Source organism: Amaricoccus sp. (genome assembly GCF_017995835.1).
Lineage (GTDB): Bacteria > Pseudomonadota > Alphaproteobacteria > Rhodobacterales > Rhodobacteraceae > Amaricoccus.
In genome coordinates this window covers 1-14,479 of record NZ_JAGOID010000002.1, presented here as the reverse complement: position 1 = coordinate 14,479, position 14,479 = coordinate 1, and the positions used below count along the sequence as shown (strand labels likewise).

Genomic DNA, 14,479 nt, shown 5'->3' with positions numbered 1-14,479 from the left:
TCAGCGCGCGACGCGCCGCCGGCGGCCGACGGCGCCGAGCCCGAGCATCCCGGCCCCGAGCAGCGCCGCCGGCAGCGGCAGCGGCACCGGGGCGACGGCGTCCGAGAACAGGCGCTCGTCGTCGAACGTGATCCGGGCGCCGTTCGTGGCGCCGAGGCCGACGAGCGCGTTCAGCGCGAAGGCGCCGCTCTCGTAGCCGATGCCGCCGGTCATCGCGGCGTCGATCAGCAACTGGAAATTGTAGGTCACGCCCGGCCGAACCATGTGCGAGACCCGCAGGCGGTCGTCGAAGGCGTCCTCCGGCAGGCCGGTCAGGATGTGGGCATCGCCGAACTGCCAGTCGTCGGCGCCGCTCGCGAGGTTGATGTCGACGCTCATCGCGCCGTTGTTCCGTTCCCGGCGGCTCCAGGCCCCGGAATAGGCGATCGAGTAGGTCAACCGCGCCAGCCGGTCGGTGGTGAAAGTGGCGTCGAGCCGGAAATAGCTCGCGGTCGGCGCGTAGGTGTCGCCGCCCATGCCGGAGGCAGAGCCTGACATGCCGATGACGCCGCGGGCGAGGTCGCCGGACGAATCGCTCGCCAGCGTCCGGCCTGCGCCGGATGCGGCGGCGGCGTTCGCATAGCGGCCGTCCGCGAAGAGCCGCGTGTCGCCGTTGGCGCTGTCGAAGCCGGTCAGGCGCGGCAGGTTCGGATCGCTGGTCGAGAGGCTGGAGAACGAAGCGAGCGTCGCGGCCTCGGCCGCGGCGGACAGGGCGCCGAGACACAGCGCGACGACAGACAGGAAACGCATAACGATACCCTCGAACGAGACGAGACCACACCGACCCCGCGCAGAGCATACGCGGGGTGGGGGCCTTCGCTCAACGGCGTCGTGAGGGCGACGTGCGGGCGCCGTCACCCGGCGATCAGTTCGGCCTGGCGGACGATGACCTGGGCTTGGCGGATCGAGGCGAGATCGACGAGACGGCCCTTGTAGACCGCGGCGCCCTGGCCGGCGGCCGCGGCGTTTGCCATGGCGGCGAGGATTTCGCGGGCTTCGGCCACCGCCTTGTCGGAGGGGGTGAAGACCGAGTTCGCCAGCGCCACCTGCTTGGGGTGGATCGCCCATTTGCCTACCATGCCCATGGTCGCCGCGCGGCGGGCCTGGGCGAGAAAGCCCTCGTCGTCGGAGAAATCGCCGAAGGGGCCGTCGACCGGCAGGATGCCGGCGGAGCGGCAGGCGGCGACGATCGCCGCGGTGACGCCGTGCCACGGGTCGCCGTAGACCGGCGCGCGCCCGGCGGCCTCCTTCGGCGGCAGCATGTAGTAGTTCTCCTGCGTGCCGCCGATGCCGGTGGTCTGCATCCCCATCGAGGCGGCGAAGTCGGCCGCGCCGAGGCTCATGGCCTGCATCCGCGGGCTCGCGGCCGCGATCTCGGCGACGTTGCGAAAGCCGAGCGCGGTCTCGATGATGACCTCGAAGCCGACCTTCCTGGTGCGGCCCTTCGCGGTCTCGATCGCCGAGCAGAGCGCGTCGACGGCGTAGATGTCGGCGGCCGTGCCCGCCTTGGGGATCATCAGGAGGTCGATCCGGTCGCCGGCCTCCTCCAGCACCTCGACCACGTCGCGGTACCAGAACTCGGTGTCGAGCCCGTTGATGCGCACCGAGAGCGTCTTCGTGCCCCAGTCGATCTCGTTGATCGCGAGGATGATGTTCTGGCGCGCCGCGGCCTTGTCGCCGGGCGCCACGCTGTCCTCGAGGTCGAGGTTGATGACGTCCGCCGCCGAGGCCGCCATCTTCTCGAAGAGCTCCGGCCGCGAGCCGGGCCCGAAGAGTTGGCAGCGGTTCGGGCGGGCGGGGGCCTGGGGCGGTACGGTGAAGCTCATCGGGAATCGTCTCCGGGACTCGGACGCAATGTGGTGCCGCAATGCAGCTAATCCGCTGCGCTGCGGCATGTCAAATCGCGGGCGCCCGCGCGGGGGCTCGACGGCCCGCCGGGCGCCCGGCGCGGTCCGGCTACTGGTTCTCGAACTGCGTGGCGTCGAGGTTGAGCAGGTTGCCGAAGAGCTGTTCCAGCACGCCGAGCTGGCGGCCGCCGGTGTCGGTGGTGCGGGCCTCGAGTTCGACGATCCGGCCGCGATCGAGGCCGTAGCTCTCGATTCCGGTCACCACGCCGTCGGCGTTGAAGCTCACGACCAGAACGGTGCGGTCGACCACGTTGGGGCGGTGGTAGGTGAAGTGCCGGATCGTGCTCTGCACGTAGAACCAGGCGCTGTCCTGGAGGAGCCCGGTGCTCGACGGCAGGCCGAGTTTCTCCTCGACCGTCGCGGTCGTGTCGACGCCGAGCGTGACCGCGGCCACGTCGGCCGCGGGGGGAACGTAGCCATGCACCTGCGTCGTCGGCGCGCAGGCGGCGGCGAGGCCGAGCACGAGGACGCAGATCGCGGTGTGGCGCAAGGCCTTGGAGCGCATTCGCAACCCTTCGGGCTGACCGGATTTCCCTTGCTCCCCTATCCCGGGCATGATGTATGTTCAAGGAACTTGGACCACCACGCCACCCGCCGACGTCTGCCGATGCGCGCGGGCGACGGCTGGACGCGAACGAATACGCCCCGGGGGGCCGATGATGCCGGAGATCGTGACGCGTTCCGCCGCGAACCCCGAGTTTCCCCGAGTGGTCGATGTGGCGCAACTCAGGGGTGTCTCGGCCTTCGCCTTCGACGTAGCGCCCGAGCCGGGTGAAGCCGCGGCGCTCGCACGCCTTCTCGACGCGCAGGCGGTGCGCAAGCTGCGGCTGCGCGGCCGGCTCGCGCCGGCGCCTGGCGCGGCCTGGTCGCTCGAGGCCGAGCTGGGTGCGACGGTGGTGCAGACCTGCGTGGTCACGCTCGAGCCGGTGACGACCCGCATCGACACGCCGGTGCGCCGGCTGTTCACGCCGGAGGCGCGCCCGGCCGGCGCCGTGGCGGGGGAGTTCGAGATCGGCCCCGAGGACGACGACGAGATCGAGCCGCTCGGCGATCGCATCGACCTCGGGCTCGTCGCCATCGAGGCGCTGGCGCTGGCGCTGCCGCCCTATCCGCGCCGCGAGGGCGCCGAGCTCGGATCCTCGGCCGCGAGCGCGCCGCCCGGCGCCGCGCCGCTCGATGCCGGAGAAGCCCGTCCCTTCGCCGCGCTGGGCGCGCTGAGGGCCAAGTCGGGCGAGGACAAGTGAGCGGCGCGATTCGGGCTTGCGCGGCGGCGGCGAATGGGTATTTTTCGCGGCTCGTTTTCCTGGCGTGGTCTGGCGGGCGGGGGTGACATGGCGCGCCCCTTCTGCTACCTCGCCGCGACGAACGCTAGGCATGAGGGTTCGGGCGCCGGCCCGGACGAGATCGAGGTCGAGAAATGGCTGTTCCGAAGAGCAAGGTCACGCGCTCGCGGCGCGGGATGCGCCGGTCGCATGACGCGCTGGTGGCGGCGAACCCCAACGAGTGCTCCAACTGCGGCGAGCTGCGCCGCCCGCACCACGTCTGCCCGGCCTGCGGCCACTACGACGGTCGCGAGGTCGTCGCGATGGTCGAAGAGGTCGACATCGACGACGAAGCCGCCTGACGCCCGCCCCGCGGCCCGCGCCGCGATGAGGGCGTCGCGATGAGCGCCGTCTCTGTCCCCGGCGGCCCGGCGGCGGCAGGCCGCGGCGGCGACATCGTGCTTTCGATCGACGCGATGAGCGGCGAGCGTGGCCTCGGCGAGGTCGTGCGCGGCATGGGCAAGTCGCTGTCCGAGAACGGCCGCCTGCGCTACATACTCCACGGCGACGCCGAGGCGCTGCGCGACGCGATCAGGCCGCGTTCACTGCTCCTGGAACGGACGGAAGTGCGCCATGCCGCCTCGGTGGTGGCGATGGACGAGAAGCCCTCGCGCGCGCTGCGCACCGGGCAGGGCTCGAGCATGTGGAACGCGCTCGAGACGGTGAAGTCCGGCGAATCGCGCGTGACGATCTCCTGCGGCAACACCGGCGCGCTGATGGCGCTCGCCATGCTGCTGCTGCGCAAGGCGCCCGGGGTGAACCGGCCGGCGATCGCCGTGCTGTGGCCCTCGCTCAACCCCTCCGGCTACAACGTGCTGCTCGACGCGGGCGCCGACATCCGCGCCGACGCGGAGGATCTGCTCCGCTTCGCCCAAATGGGCGCGTCCTACGCACGCAACGCCTTCGGCCTGCGCCGGCCCCGGGTCGGGCTGCTCAACGTCGGCGTCGAGGAACACAAGGGGCGCCCCGAGCTGCACGAGGCGGCCGCGCTGATCGGCGAGGCCGCGCCCGTGGGCGATTTCGAGTACATCGGCTATGTCGAGGGCAGCGACATGGCTTCCGGGAGGGTCGACGTGATCGTCACCGACGGCTTCACCGGAAACATCGCGCTCAAGACCGGCGAGGGCACCGCGGGCATGATCCGCGGGCTCCTGCGCGAGGCCTTCTCCTATTCGCCGCTCAGCCGCATCGGAGCGCTCTTCGCCTATACCTCGCTGCAACGCCTCTCGCGGCGGATCGACCCGCGCCGGGCGAACGGCGGGGTGTTCCTCGGGCTGAACGGGTCGGTGATCAAGAGCCACGGCTCGGCGGACGCGACCGGCATCTCGGCGGCGATCCGGCTCGGCGCCACGCTCGCCGAGAACGGCTTCGCCGAACGGCTGGCGGCGCGCGTCGCGCCGACGGCGGCGGCGGGCAAGGCGCACGGGATGTTGCCGACATGACGGTGATCCGCGCGGTACTCCGCGGCTGTGGGCACTATCTGCCGCAACGGGTGGTCGAGAACGCCGAGTTCGCGGCGACGCTCGACACCTCCGACGAGTGGATCCGCACGCGCACCGGAATCGAGCGGCGCCATTTCGCGGCCGAGGGCGAAAAGACCTCGGACCTCGCCATCGCCGCGTCGCGGGCGGCGCTGGCCAACGCCGGGCTGACCGGCGCCGAGCTAGATGCGATCGTGCTCGCCACCGCCACGCCCGACCAGACCTTCCCCTCCACCGCGACGCGGGTGCAGGCGGCGCTGGGGATGCACGGCGGCTTCGCCTTCGACGTGCAGGCGGTCTGCGCCGGCTTCGTCTTCGCGCTCGCCCAGGCCGATGCGCTCATCCGCGTCGGCCTCGCCCGGCGCGTGCTCGTCATCGGGGCGGAGGTGTTCTCCCGCATCCTCGACTTCAGCGACCGGGGGACCTGCGTGCTCTTCGGCGACGGGGCAGGGGCGGTCGTGCTGGAGGCGGCCGAAGGGATCGGGGACGCCACGGATCGCGGCCTGCTCGCCACCGACCTGCGCTCGGACGGCCGCTACAACGAGATCCTCTATGTCGACGGCGGGCCTTCCACCACCGGCCAGGCCGGGGTGGTGCGCATGGCGGGCCAGGACGTGTTCAAGCACGCCGTGGTCAAGCTCGCCGAGACGGGCGCCGCCGCGCTCGCCCGCGCCGGCCTCGGGCCCGCGGACGTCGACTGGCTCGTGCCGCACCAGGCGAACCTGCGGATCATGACGATGACGGCGCAGAAGCTCGGCGTGGCGCGGGAGCGCGTCGTGGTGACCGTGCAGGAGCACGGCAACACCTCGGCCGCCTCGATCCCGCTCGCGCTGTCCACGGCGGCGGGCGAGGGCCGGTTCTCGCCCGGCGACCTCGTCCTGATGGAAGCGATCGGCGGCGGCCTCGCCTGGGGGGCGGCAGTGCTGCGCTGGTAGGCGCACGCGCGCGCGCCCCGCGCCGGTTCGCGCCGTTCTGCGGGCGAACTTGTTGACTCGTCTCGTGAGTCACCCGTAAGGTTAACAAAATGTTGACCAAAAGCCCGGGGGGACCATGAGCGACAAGACCCTGACGCGAATGGAGCTCAGCGAGGCGGTGTTCCGTGCGGTCGGCCTTTCGCGCAACGAAAGCGCCGATCTCGTCGAATCGGTGCTCGAGCATATCTCCGAGGCGCTGGTGCGGGGCGAGACCGTGAAGATTTCCTCGTTCGGCACATTCAGCGTGCGCTCCAAGTCCGCGCGGATCGGGCGCAATCCCAAGACCGGCGACGAGGTTCCGATCGAGCCGCGCCGGGTGCTGGCGTTTCGTCCGTCGCACATCATGAAGGAGCGGGTGGACGCCGGCAACAAGGCCTGACCCGGTGAGCGCCGCCATGGACAAGTCGCCCGAGGCCTTTCGCACCATCAGCGAGGTGGCCGACGCTCTCGACGTGCCGCCGCATGTCCTGCGCTTCTGGGAGAGCCGTTTCTCGCAGGTCCGCCCGGTCAAGCGCGGGGGCGGACGGCGCTACTACCGGCCCGAGGACGTGCGCCTGCTGCGCGGCATCAGGGGGCTGCTCTACGACGACGGCATGACGATCAAGGGCGTGCAGAAGATCCTGCGCGAGCGCGGCGCGCGCCATGTGATCGGACTGGGCACGCTTCCCGACGGCGAGCCCGAGCCCGCCGCCGCCCCGCCGGCGCCGAAGCGCAAGCCCGTGGCCGAAGTCCCGACGTCCGCGGCGAAGCTCGCGGCCGAAGCCCCGGCGCCGGCGGCGCAGCCGGACCTGTTCACGGCCCCGGGGCGGCCGGCCGCGGCACCCGCGGCCGCGGCGGCCGCCGTTCCGGCCGATGCCGCGCCGTCGGCGTCGGCCGACGCGACGCCGCCCGCCGATCCGGACCGGCGGGCGAGGATGCGCACGCTCGTCGCCGAACTGGAGGCGTTGCGTCGGGAGATGGTCGGCGGCTGAGCCGAAGCCTTGCGGGCGGCGCGCGGTCAGGCCGGCGCGGCGGCCCGGCGGCTGCGGCCCCCGGTGACGATGGCGCGGCAGACCAGCACGACCGGCAGCACGCCCACGGCGGCGATCACGAGGCTCGGGACCGCCGCCTGGTCTAGGCGTTCGTCGGCGGCGAGCCGGTAGGCCTGAACCGCCAGCGTGTCGAAGTTGAAGGGCCGCATGATCATCGTCGCCGGCAGCTCCTTCATCACGTCCACGAACACGATGAGCCCGGCCGTCAGCAGGCTGCCGCGCACGATGGGCAGGTGCACCGCCGTAAGAACCTGCGGCGCGGTGCGCCCGAGCGTGCGCGCCACCGCGTCGAGGTTCGGGCTGACCCCGGCGAGGCCCGCGTCGAAGGCGTTGAGCGCGATCGCCATGAACCGCGCCATGTAGGCCACGACCAGGAGCCCGATCGATCCGGTGAACAGCAGCCCGGTCGATACGCCGAAATGCGCGCGCGTGAAGGCGTCGACGGCGTTGTCGAGCCCGGCGAAGGGCACCAGCAGGCCGACCGCGATCACGCCCCCCGGCACGGCGTAGCCGAGCCCGGCCGCCAGCGTCATCGCTCGCGTGCGCGGTCCCGGCGCCGAGCGGGCGCGGTGTCCGACGAGCACGCCGCCGGCCACCGTCACCACCGCGGCGATTGCCGCGAGCGTCAGCGAGTGCGCCACGAAGTCGATGTAGCGGGGATCGGTCACGCTCTGCGCCGAGCGCATCGCCATCCGCCCGAGCACCACGACCGGCACGAGGAAGCCGACGAGCACCGGCAGGAGGCAGGCCGTCGTCGCCGCCCAGGCTCGCCAGCCGCTCAGCCGGGTCCGCTCCAGCGTCGTCAGCCTGGCGCCGCGCAGGTGGGTTCGCGCCCGGCCGCGTTCGATCCGCTCCAGCGCCGCGACGAGGAGGGCGAAGCCGAGCAGGCAGAGCGCCAGCTGCGCCGCCGCGGCGCGGTCCTGCATGGCGAACCAGGCCTGGTAGATGCCGGTCGAGAAGGTGCGCACGGCGAAATGCGCCACCGTGCCGTAGTCCGCGATCGTCTCCATCACCGCGAGGAGCGCGCCTGCGGCGATGGCCGGCCGCGCCATCGGCAGGCTGACCCGCAGGAAGGCCTCGGTCGGTCCCCGCCCGAGCGAGCGCGCCGCGAGATAGGCTGTCGCCGACTGCTCCGCGAAGGCGGCGCGGGCGAGCAGGTAGACGTAAGGGTAGAGCACGCAGGCGAACATCAGCGCCGCGCCCGGCAGCGAGCGCACGTTCGGGAACCAGTAGTCGCGCGGCCCCCAGCCGGTGATCTCGCGCAGCCAGGTCTGCACGGGGCCGGAATGTTGCAGGAGGTCGGTATAGGCGTAGGCGAGCACGTAGGCGGGGAAGGCGAGCGGCAGCACCATCAACACCTCGAGCGCCCGCGAGCCGGGGAAGCGGTACATGGTGACGAGCCACGCCCCTCCCGCTCCGACTGCGATCGCGCCGGTCGTGACCAGCGCCACGAGCGCAAGCGTGTTGCGGATGTAGACGGGCAGGACGGTGTCGATCAGGCCGCGCCAGGTCGAGAGGTCGCCGAGGAGGGCCGCGACCGCCGCGGCGACCATCGGCGCGACGCAGATCGCGGCGACGATCCAGGCCAGCGTCGCCAGCGTTCGTTCGCCCAAGTCCTGCCCTCCGTCGCTCTCACGCGGGAACTATCGCCACGGCCCGGCGCCGGCAAGCGGTCATGCCGGCGAGGTCTACCAGCCACCCGACGCAACACGGGCTAACACGCGTGATAGATAGGGTAACTACCGGAATACACACGATAAAATTGCAAAAAGGCCAAAAAGGTCCGCGAGTCGTTTCATGCGCCTCGCCGGTATCAGGCGATTCCGGCGAGGCGCAGCGCCGCGCCGGCGGCCGCGGCGAGGCCGAGCGTGGCGAGGAGGCCGAGACGCAGGACGAAGACCGCCACGAGCGCGGCGGCGACCAGCGCCAGCGAGAGGGGATCGACGCTGGCGGGGACGGGGCGCTCGAAGTCGAGCCAGCCGGCGCGCACCGGAACATGCGCCGCGAAGATCACGTGAGATGCGAACCACAGCGCGAGGCTGAGGATCACGCCCACCACGGCCGCGGTGATGGCGCGCAGCGCCCCGCCGAGCCCGCGCGCCCCGCGCAGCCGCTCGACGAAGGGCGCGCCCGCGAGAATCCAGAGGAATGACGGCGCGAAGGTGACCCAGGTGGTCAGCGTCGCGCCGAGCACGGCGGCGAGCATCGGGTCGAGCGCTCCCGGGTTGCGCCAGGCGGCGAGGAAGCCGATGAACTGCACCACCATGATCAGCGGCCCCGGCGTGGTCTCGGCGAGGCCGAGCCCGTCGAGCATCTCGGCCGGGCTGAGCCAGCCATAGGTCTCCACCGCAGCCTGGGCGAGGTAGGCGAGGACGGCGTAGGCGCCCCCGAAGGTCACGACGGCGAGCAGGCTGAAGAAGCCGGCGATGCGGGCGAAGACGTTGTCGGGCCCGAGCGCGAGGACGAGGATCGCGACCGGCGCGAGCCAGAGCGCCGCGGTCAGGCCGGCGACGCGCAGGACGCCGCGCAGGCCGTCGCGATCCCGCCCCGGCGGCTCCTCGCCGAGCGCCGAGTCGCGGTCGGCGAGCCCGCCCCTGGCTGCGTGGCCGTGGCCGGGCGCGAGGCCCTTGACGCCGGCCCGGGCGGCGGCCCAGCCGACGATCCCGGCGGCGAGGATCACCAGCGGAAACGGCGCGTCGAGGAAGGCGAGCGCGACGAAGGCGAGCGCGGCGACGGCGATCGTGGCCTGGCTTGTCAGCGTGCGCCCGCCGATGCGCAGGAGCGCCTGAAGCACGATGGCGACGACCGCGGCCCTGAGCCCGACGAAGAGGCCCTCGACCAGCGGCGTCTCGCCGAGCGTGACATAGGCGACGCTGAGCGCGAGCATCGCGACGAACCCCGGCAGCACGAAGAAGACGCCGGCGGCGAGCGCGCCCCGGATCCCGTTGAGAAGCCAGCCGAGGTAGATCGCGAGCTGGTGCGCCTCCGGACCGGGCAGAAGCATGCAGAAGTTGAGCGCGTGCAAGAAACGCGCCTCGCCGACCCAGCGCTTCTCGTCGACCACGATGCGGTGCATCACCGCGATCTGCCCCGCCGGTCCGCCGAAGCTCAGCGCCGCCACCCGCGCCCAGACGCGCAGGGCCTCGCCGAAGGGCACGACGTCGCCTCGGCCCGGGGCGCCCGTCGCCATGCCCGTCGCCTCAGCCACGGCCCGCCGCCGGGGCGGGCCAGTTGTGGGTCTCGCCGGTCGCATCGCGCGCCCAGCGATAGAACGCGTCGTAGAGAAGCATCCCGGCGTCGAGCTGGGCGAGGTCGTCGGCGTACATCCGCGACAGGCCGAGCGAGGCCGCGAGCAGCCCCGCCGCCTCGGGGGCGAGGTCGAGCCGGGCGGTGTCGGCCCCGCGCACGATCGTCGCGAGCCGCAGGAGCGGCCCGGTCGCCAGGCCGAACTCCTCGACCATCACGTCGAAGCTGCACGCCTCGCCGCGATGGGTCCAGAACACGTCCTCGCCCTCGATGTCGAACGGCGTCGCCCCGAAGCGCTCGGCGACGCCGCGCACCTCCGACGGCGGCACGAACAGGAACGCCGCCTCGGGGTCGACGAAGCGGCGGATCAGCCAGGGGCAGGCGATGCGGTCGATCTTGGGCCGCGCCCGCGTGACCCATACCGTGCGGCCGGCGGCGTCGCGCGGCGGCAGCCGCTCGGCGCGGAGCGTCGGCAGGCCGGCCTCGCGCCAGGCCGCGAACCCGCCGCCGAGCGCCTCGGCCGCCGCGCCGGCCTGCCGCAGCCAGGCGGCGGCGCCTTCGCTGCGGCCGTGCCCGTGTTCGCAGATCGCCACCACCCTGCGACCGGCGAGCGCCGGCCCCCAGGCGGCGATCTCCTCGACGGCGCGCCGCGTCGCGCCCGGCACGAGGCGCGGGTCGGCCGCGAAGTCGTCGGCGCTGCGCAGGTCGACGAGGATGGGGGCGTCGGGCCGCCCGACCATGCGGGCGAGCTTCTCCGGAGAGATGGCGGTCGTGGATGACATGGCTGCGCGTCCTCGCTGGTCGTCGGCGGGCTGGACGCGATGCTTGGGCTGTCGCCTCGCGGGGAGATCGCGGTCCCCGAGCCCGACTCTTGCGCCCGGCGCGCCGCCGCTGTCAAGCCGGAGCGGCGGGCGTCAGGCGGAGGTCAGGCGGGCGTCAGGCGGCGAAGGCGGCCTGTAGCCGGGCGACCGCCTCGATCACCCGCGCCCGGGGCGTGGCGATGTTGAAGCGCATGAAGGTCTCGCCGCCCGGTCCGAACTGCCGGCCGGGGCTCGCGGCGATGCCGGCGCCGCGGACGCGCGCCTCGACCTCGTCGGGCGAGAGGCCGGCGCCGCCGAAGTCGATCCAGGCGAGATAGGTCGCGTCGAGCGGCGTCGGCGTCACGCCGGGAATGGCCGCGAGCCCGTCCTCGAAGGCGCGCACGTTGCCGTCGAGATAGGCGAGGAGCGCCTCGAGCCAGGCCTCGCCGCCGGCATATGCCGCCGTCGCCATCAGCACCCCGAGCCGGTTCGGCCCGCCGCCCGCGGCGGCGATGCGCGCGGCGAGCCGGGCGCGCAGCGGCTCGTGCGGCACGATGGCGTTGCCGGTCAGCGCCCCGGCGATGTTGAAGGTCTTGGTCGCCGCCGTCAGCACCACCAGCCGGTCGAGCGCCTCCGGCGCCGCCAGCGCCGCGGTGACGTGCCTGCGTCCCGGCAGCACCAGGTCGTGGTGGATTTCGTCGGCGACCAGCACGAGGTCGTGCGCCTTGCAGAAGGCCGCGAGTTCGCGCTGCTCCTCGACCGACCAGATCCGGCCGCCCGGGTTGTGCGGCGAGCAGGAGACCACGATGCGCTCGTCCCCGGTCAGCCGCCGCGCGAGGTCGTCGAGGTCCATGCACAGGCGACCGTCGCGCGTCACGAGGCGATGCTCGACGATGCGCCGGTCGTTGGCGCGGATCACCCGGGCGAAGGCGTGGTAGACCGGGGTGAACAGGATCACCCCCTCGCCGGGCGCGCTGAAGGCCTGGCAGCAGAAGCCCACCCCGGCGACGACGCCGTGCGTGGTCAGGATCGCGGCCGGATCGACCTCCCAGCCGTGGCGGCGCGCCATCCAGCCGGTGATCGCCGCCTTGTAGGCCGCATCGTCGCCGAAATAGCCGGGCACGCCCTGCGCGATCTCGGCCGCAAGCGCGTCCATCACCGCGGGCGGCGGGCGGAAGTCCATGTCGGCCACCCACATGGCGAGCCCGTCGCCGGCCGGCACGCCGAAGAGCTTCTCCATCATGTCCCATTTCATGCAATGGGTGCCGAGGCGGTCGATGGGCTCGTCGAAGTCGAACATGGGCGTTCCTCGCTGGCGATGCGGGCAGGGGGCAGGGCGGCGCCCGCCTTGTCAAGCCGGGCTGCTTCCCTTACCTGCGCGCCATGAGCCTGCGTCCGATCCTGATCCATCCCGACCCGCGCCTGCGCAAGACGGCCGAGCCCGTCGCCGTCGTCGACGACGCCGTGCGCACGCTCGTGGCGGACATGCTCGACACCATGTATGACGCGCCGGGCATCGGGCTGGCGGCCACCCAGCTCGGGGTGATGAAGCGCGTCTTCGTCATGGACTGCGCCGGCAAGGACGAGGAGCCGGCGCCGATGGCGCTGATCAATCCGGAGATCCTGTGGCGGTCCGAGGAGACGGTCGTCTCCGAGGAGGGCTGCCTGTCGATCCCGGACGTCTACGAGGACGTGACCCGCGCCGCGCAGGTGCGCCTCGGCTGGACCGACCTCGACGGCGAGCGCCGCGAGGCGGAGTTCGGCGAGCGCTGGGCGATCTGCGCCCAGCACGAGATCGACCACCTCGACGGCAAGCTCTTCATCGACTATCTCGGCGCCGTCCGCCGCGCGCTGATCACCTCGCGGATGAAGAAGCTCAAGCGCGAGAAGGCGCGGGCCTGAGCCCGGAGGGTCGCCGATGCGCCTCGTCTTCATGGGCACGCCCGACTTCGCCCGCGCCAGCCTCGACGCGCTGGTCGGCGCCGGGCACGAGATCGCCGCCGTCTATTCGCAACCGCCGCGCCCCGCCGGCCGCGGCCAGAAGCCCCGCCCCTCGGCCGTCGCCGCGCGCGCCGGGGCGCTGGGAATCGAGGTCCGCACGCCGGTCTCGCTGCGCGACCCGGCGGAGCAGGCCGCCTTCGTGGCGCTCGGCGCCGAGGCGGCGGTGGTCGCGGCGTACGGCCTGATCCTGCCGCGCCCGATCCTCGCCGCCCCGGCGCGCGGCTGTCTCAACGTCCACGCCTCGCTGCTGCCGCGCTGGCGCGGGGCGGCGCCGATCCAGCGGGCCATCCTCGCCGGCGACGCCGAAACCGGGGTGGCGATCATGCAGATGGAGGCGGGCCTCGACACCGGCCCCGTCCTCCTCGCCGAACCGGTCGCGATCGGTCCGGAGGAGACCGCCGGGGCGCTCCATGACCGTCTCGCCGCCCTGGGCGCCCGGCTGATCGTCGACGCGCTCGCCCGCCTCGATGATCTGCCCCCCGTCCCCCAGCCCGCCGAGGGCGTCACCTATGCGGCGAAGATCGACAAGGCCGAGGCGCGGGTCGACTGGACCCGCCCCGCCGCCGAGGTCGACCGGCTGATCCGCGCCCTCTCGCCCGCGCCCGGCGCCTGGTGCGAGATCGGGGCCGAGCGCGTGCGCCTGCTGCGCTCCCGCCCGGCGGAAGGGCAGGGCGCGCCGGGCGAGGCGCTGGATGACGCGCTGACGATCGCCTGCGGCGACGGCGCGGTGCGGATCCTCGAGGTGCAGCGGGCGGGGCGGGGGCCGACGGACGCGGCGGCGTTCCTGCGCGGGTTTCCGGTGCCGGGCGGAACCGCGCTGGCGTGACGGCCGCGGCCGGGCGGACGATGGCCGGAACGGCTCCACGGCGAGGGACTCAGGTCGAACGACCAGGACCAGGGGCATGATACCGGCGAGTCTAGCCGGCCACCCGGCGCAACGCGGGCTAACACGCCTAACACGCGTGATAGGTAGGGTAACTACCTGAGTGCACACGATAAAAGTCGACGGGAAGTTTCCGCGAGAGTTTCCGCCGCCCGAATGCAAGAGAGGGACCGCGAGGCCCCTCCCGTCTGCCGGCTTGTCATGACCTGCTCGATGGTCGTCGCCGTAACTCTCAGCTGCACCCGCTCGTGCCGCCGCAGGTGTTGCACTTCAGGCAGGTGCCGTTCCTCACCAGCGTGAAGTTGCCGCATTCGCCGCAGGGGTCGCCCTCGTAGCCCTTGAGGCGGGCTTCGGCGCGGGCGTCGACGGCGACCGCGGCGGTCGTGGCGAGCATCCCGGACTGCACGGCGAGGCCGGAGAGGGCGCCGCCGAGGCCGAGGGCGCCGGAGACCGCCGCGCCGCCCTGGAGGACGACGAGCTCCTGCGGCAGGCGCTTGCGCAGGTAGCCGGTGGAGGAGACCTGGCGGATCACCTCGATCGAGGTCGGCGCCGGCGCGGGGGCGCCGGCGGCGCGGGGGCCGTGGCTCTCGGCCTCGCCGCGGCCGAGGTCGTGGAAGCTCTCGCCCGTCGGCTGCACGTGGGCGAGGTCGGTGCGGTCGAGATAGCTCACCGCCAGCTCGCGGAAGATGTAGTCGAGGATCGAGGTGGCGTTCTTGATCGAGTCGTTGCCCTGCACCATCCCCGCCGGCTCGAAGCGGGTGAAGGTGAAGGCCTCGACGAACTCCTCGAGCGGCA

15 protein-coding genes and 1 pseudogene are annotated in these 14,479 nt (G+C 72.9%); 8 read left to right on the top strand and 8 right to left on the bottom strand.

Annotation, left to right across the window (positions count from 1 at the left end; genetic code table 11):
* The 3 genes from KBA23_RS00460 to bamE form a co-directional block, all read right to left on the bottom strand.
* Positions 1-789 (bottom strand): hypothetical protein, encoded by a 789-nt coding sequence (locus KBA23_RS00460; protein WP_290735287.1) that lies wholly within the window; start codon positions 787-789, stop codon positions 1-3.
* 104 nt (positions 790-893) lie between these two features.
* Positions 894-1,865: a CoA ester lyase gene (locus tag KBA23_RS00455; protein ID WP_290735284.1), complete on the bottom strand. Its 972-nt coding sequence runs from the start codon at positions 1,863-1,865 to the stop codon at positions 894-896.
* Between the two features lie 130 nt (positions 1,866-1,995).
* A complete protein-coding gene (bamE, locus tag KBA23_RS00450) occupies positions 1,996-2,451 on the bottom strand; it encodes an outer membrane protein assembly factor BamE (RefSeq protein ID WP_290735282.1) in 456 nt (151 codons plus the stop codon).
* 166 nt (positions 2,452-2,617) lie between these two features.
* Here bamE and KBA23_RS00445 point away from each other — a divergent pair, with 166 nt between their 5' ends.
* The 6 genes from KBA23_RS00445 (at position 2,618) to KBA23_RS00420 (ending at position 6,694) form a co-directional block, all read left to right on the top strand.
* Complete coding sequence (locus KBA23_RS00445) at positions 2,618-3,190, top strand: DUF177 domain-containing protein (protein ID WP_290735279.1); 573 nt, start codon at positions 2,618-2,620, stop codon at positions 3,188-3,190.
* A 173-nt stretch (positions 3,191-3,363) separates the two neighbouring features.
* Positions 3,364-3,570, top strand: a complete 207-nt coding sequence (rpmF, locus tag KBA23_RS00440; protein WP_290735276.1) for a 50S ribosomal protein L32 — start codon at positions 3,364-3,366, stop codon at positions 3,568-3,570.
* A gap of 39 nt (positions 3,571-3,609) precedes the next feature.
* Positions 3,610-4,710 (top strand): phosphate acyltransferase PlsX, encoded by a 1,101-nt coding sequence (plsX, locus tag KBA23_RS00435; protein WP_290735272.1) that lies wholly within the window; start codon positions 3,610-3,612, stop codon positions 4,708-4,710.
* 2 nt (positions 4,711-4,712) lie between these two features.
* A complete protein-coding gene (locus KBA23_RS00430; protein ID WP_290735441.1) occupies positions 4,713-5,684 on the top strand; it encodes a beta-ketoacyl-ACP synthase III in 972 nt (323 codons plus the stop codon).
* 115 nt (positions 5,685-5,799) lie between these two features.
* Positions 5,800-6,102 carry an integration host factor subunit alpha gene (gene ihfA / locus KBA23_RS00425; protein ID WP_290735269.1) on the top strand — a complete coding sequence of 101 codons (303 nt, stop codon included), beginning with the start codon at positions 5,800-5,802 and terminating at the stop codon, positions 6,100-6,102.
* Positions 6,103-6,118: 16 nt separating this feature from the next.
* The gene (locus KBA23_RS00420) at positions 6,119-6,694 is read left to right on the top strand and encodes a MerR family transcriptional regulator (protein WP_290735266.1); all 576 of its coding nucleotides are present in this window, start codon (positions 6,119-6,121) and stop codon (positions 6,692-6,694) included.
* 26 nt (positions 6,695-6,720) lie between these two features.
* On the opposite strand, the gene KBA23_RS00415 is transcribed toward KBA23_RS00420, so the two are convergent.
* The 4 genes from KBA23_RS00415 to KBA23_RS00400 form a co-directional block, all read right to left on the bottom strand.
* On the bottom strand, positions 6,721-8,307 hold the full coding sequence (locus KBA23_RS00415) for an iron ABC transporter permease (protein ID WP_290735438.1): 1,587 nt from the start codon (positions 8,305-8,307) through the stop codon (positions 6,721-6,723).
* 260 nt (positions 8,308-8,567) lie between these two features.
* Positions 8,568-9,962 (bottom strand): chromate efflux transporter, encoded by a 1,395-nt coding sequence (gene chrA / locus KBA23_RS00410; protein ID WP_290735263.1) that lies wholly within the window; start codon positions 9,960-9,962, stop codon positions 8,568-8,570.
* Complete coding sequence (locus tag KBA23_RS00405) at positions 9,955-10,782, bottom strand: sulfurtransferase/chromate resistance protein (protein ID WP_290735260.1); 828 nt, start codon at positions 10,780-10,782, stop codon at positions 9,955-9,957. Before KBA23_RS00405 ends, chrA begins: the two co-directional genes overlap by 8 nt.
* A gap of 154 nt (positions 10,783-10,936) precedes the next feature.
* On the bottom strand, positions 10,937-12,100 hold the full coding sequence (locus tag KBA23_RS00400; protein WP_290735257.1) for a MalY/PatB family protein: 1,164 nt from the start codon (positions 12,098-12,100) through the stop codon (positions 10,937-10,939).
* Positions 12,101-12,183: 83 nt separating this feature from the next.
* Here KBA23_RS00400 and def point away from each other — a divergent pair, with 83 nt between their 5' ends.
* Both def and fmt read left to right on the top strand, forming a co-directional pair.
* Positions 12,184-12,702, top strand: coding sequence for a peptide deformylase (gene def / locus KBA23_RS00395; RefSeq protein ID WP_290735239.1), 519 nt, complete (start codon positions 12,184-12,186; stop codon positions 12,700-12,702).
* A gap of 16 nt (positions 12,703-12,718) precedes the next feature.
* Positions 12,719-13,627, top strand: a complete 909-nt coding sequence (gene fmt, locus KBA23_RS00390) for a methionyl-tRNA formyltransferase (protein WP_290735229.1) — start codon at positions 12,719-12,721, stop codon at positions 13,625-13,627.
* A 289-nt stretch (positions 13,628-13,916) separates the two neighbouring features.
* Here the strand turns inward: fmt and KBA23_RS00385 are convergent.
* A pseudogene (locus KBA23_RS00385) lies at positions 13,917-14,479 on the bottom strand (vitamin B12-dependent ribonucleotide reductase); the annotation flags it as partial.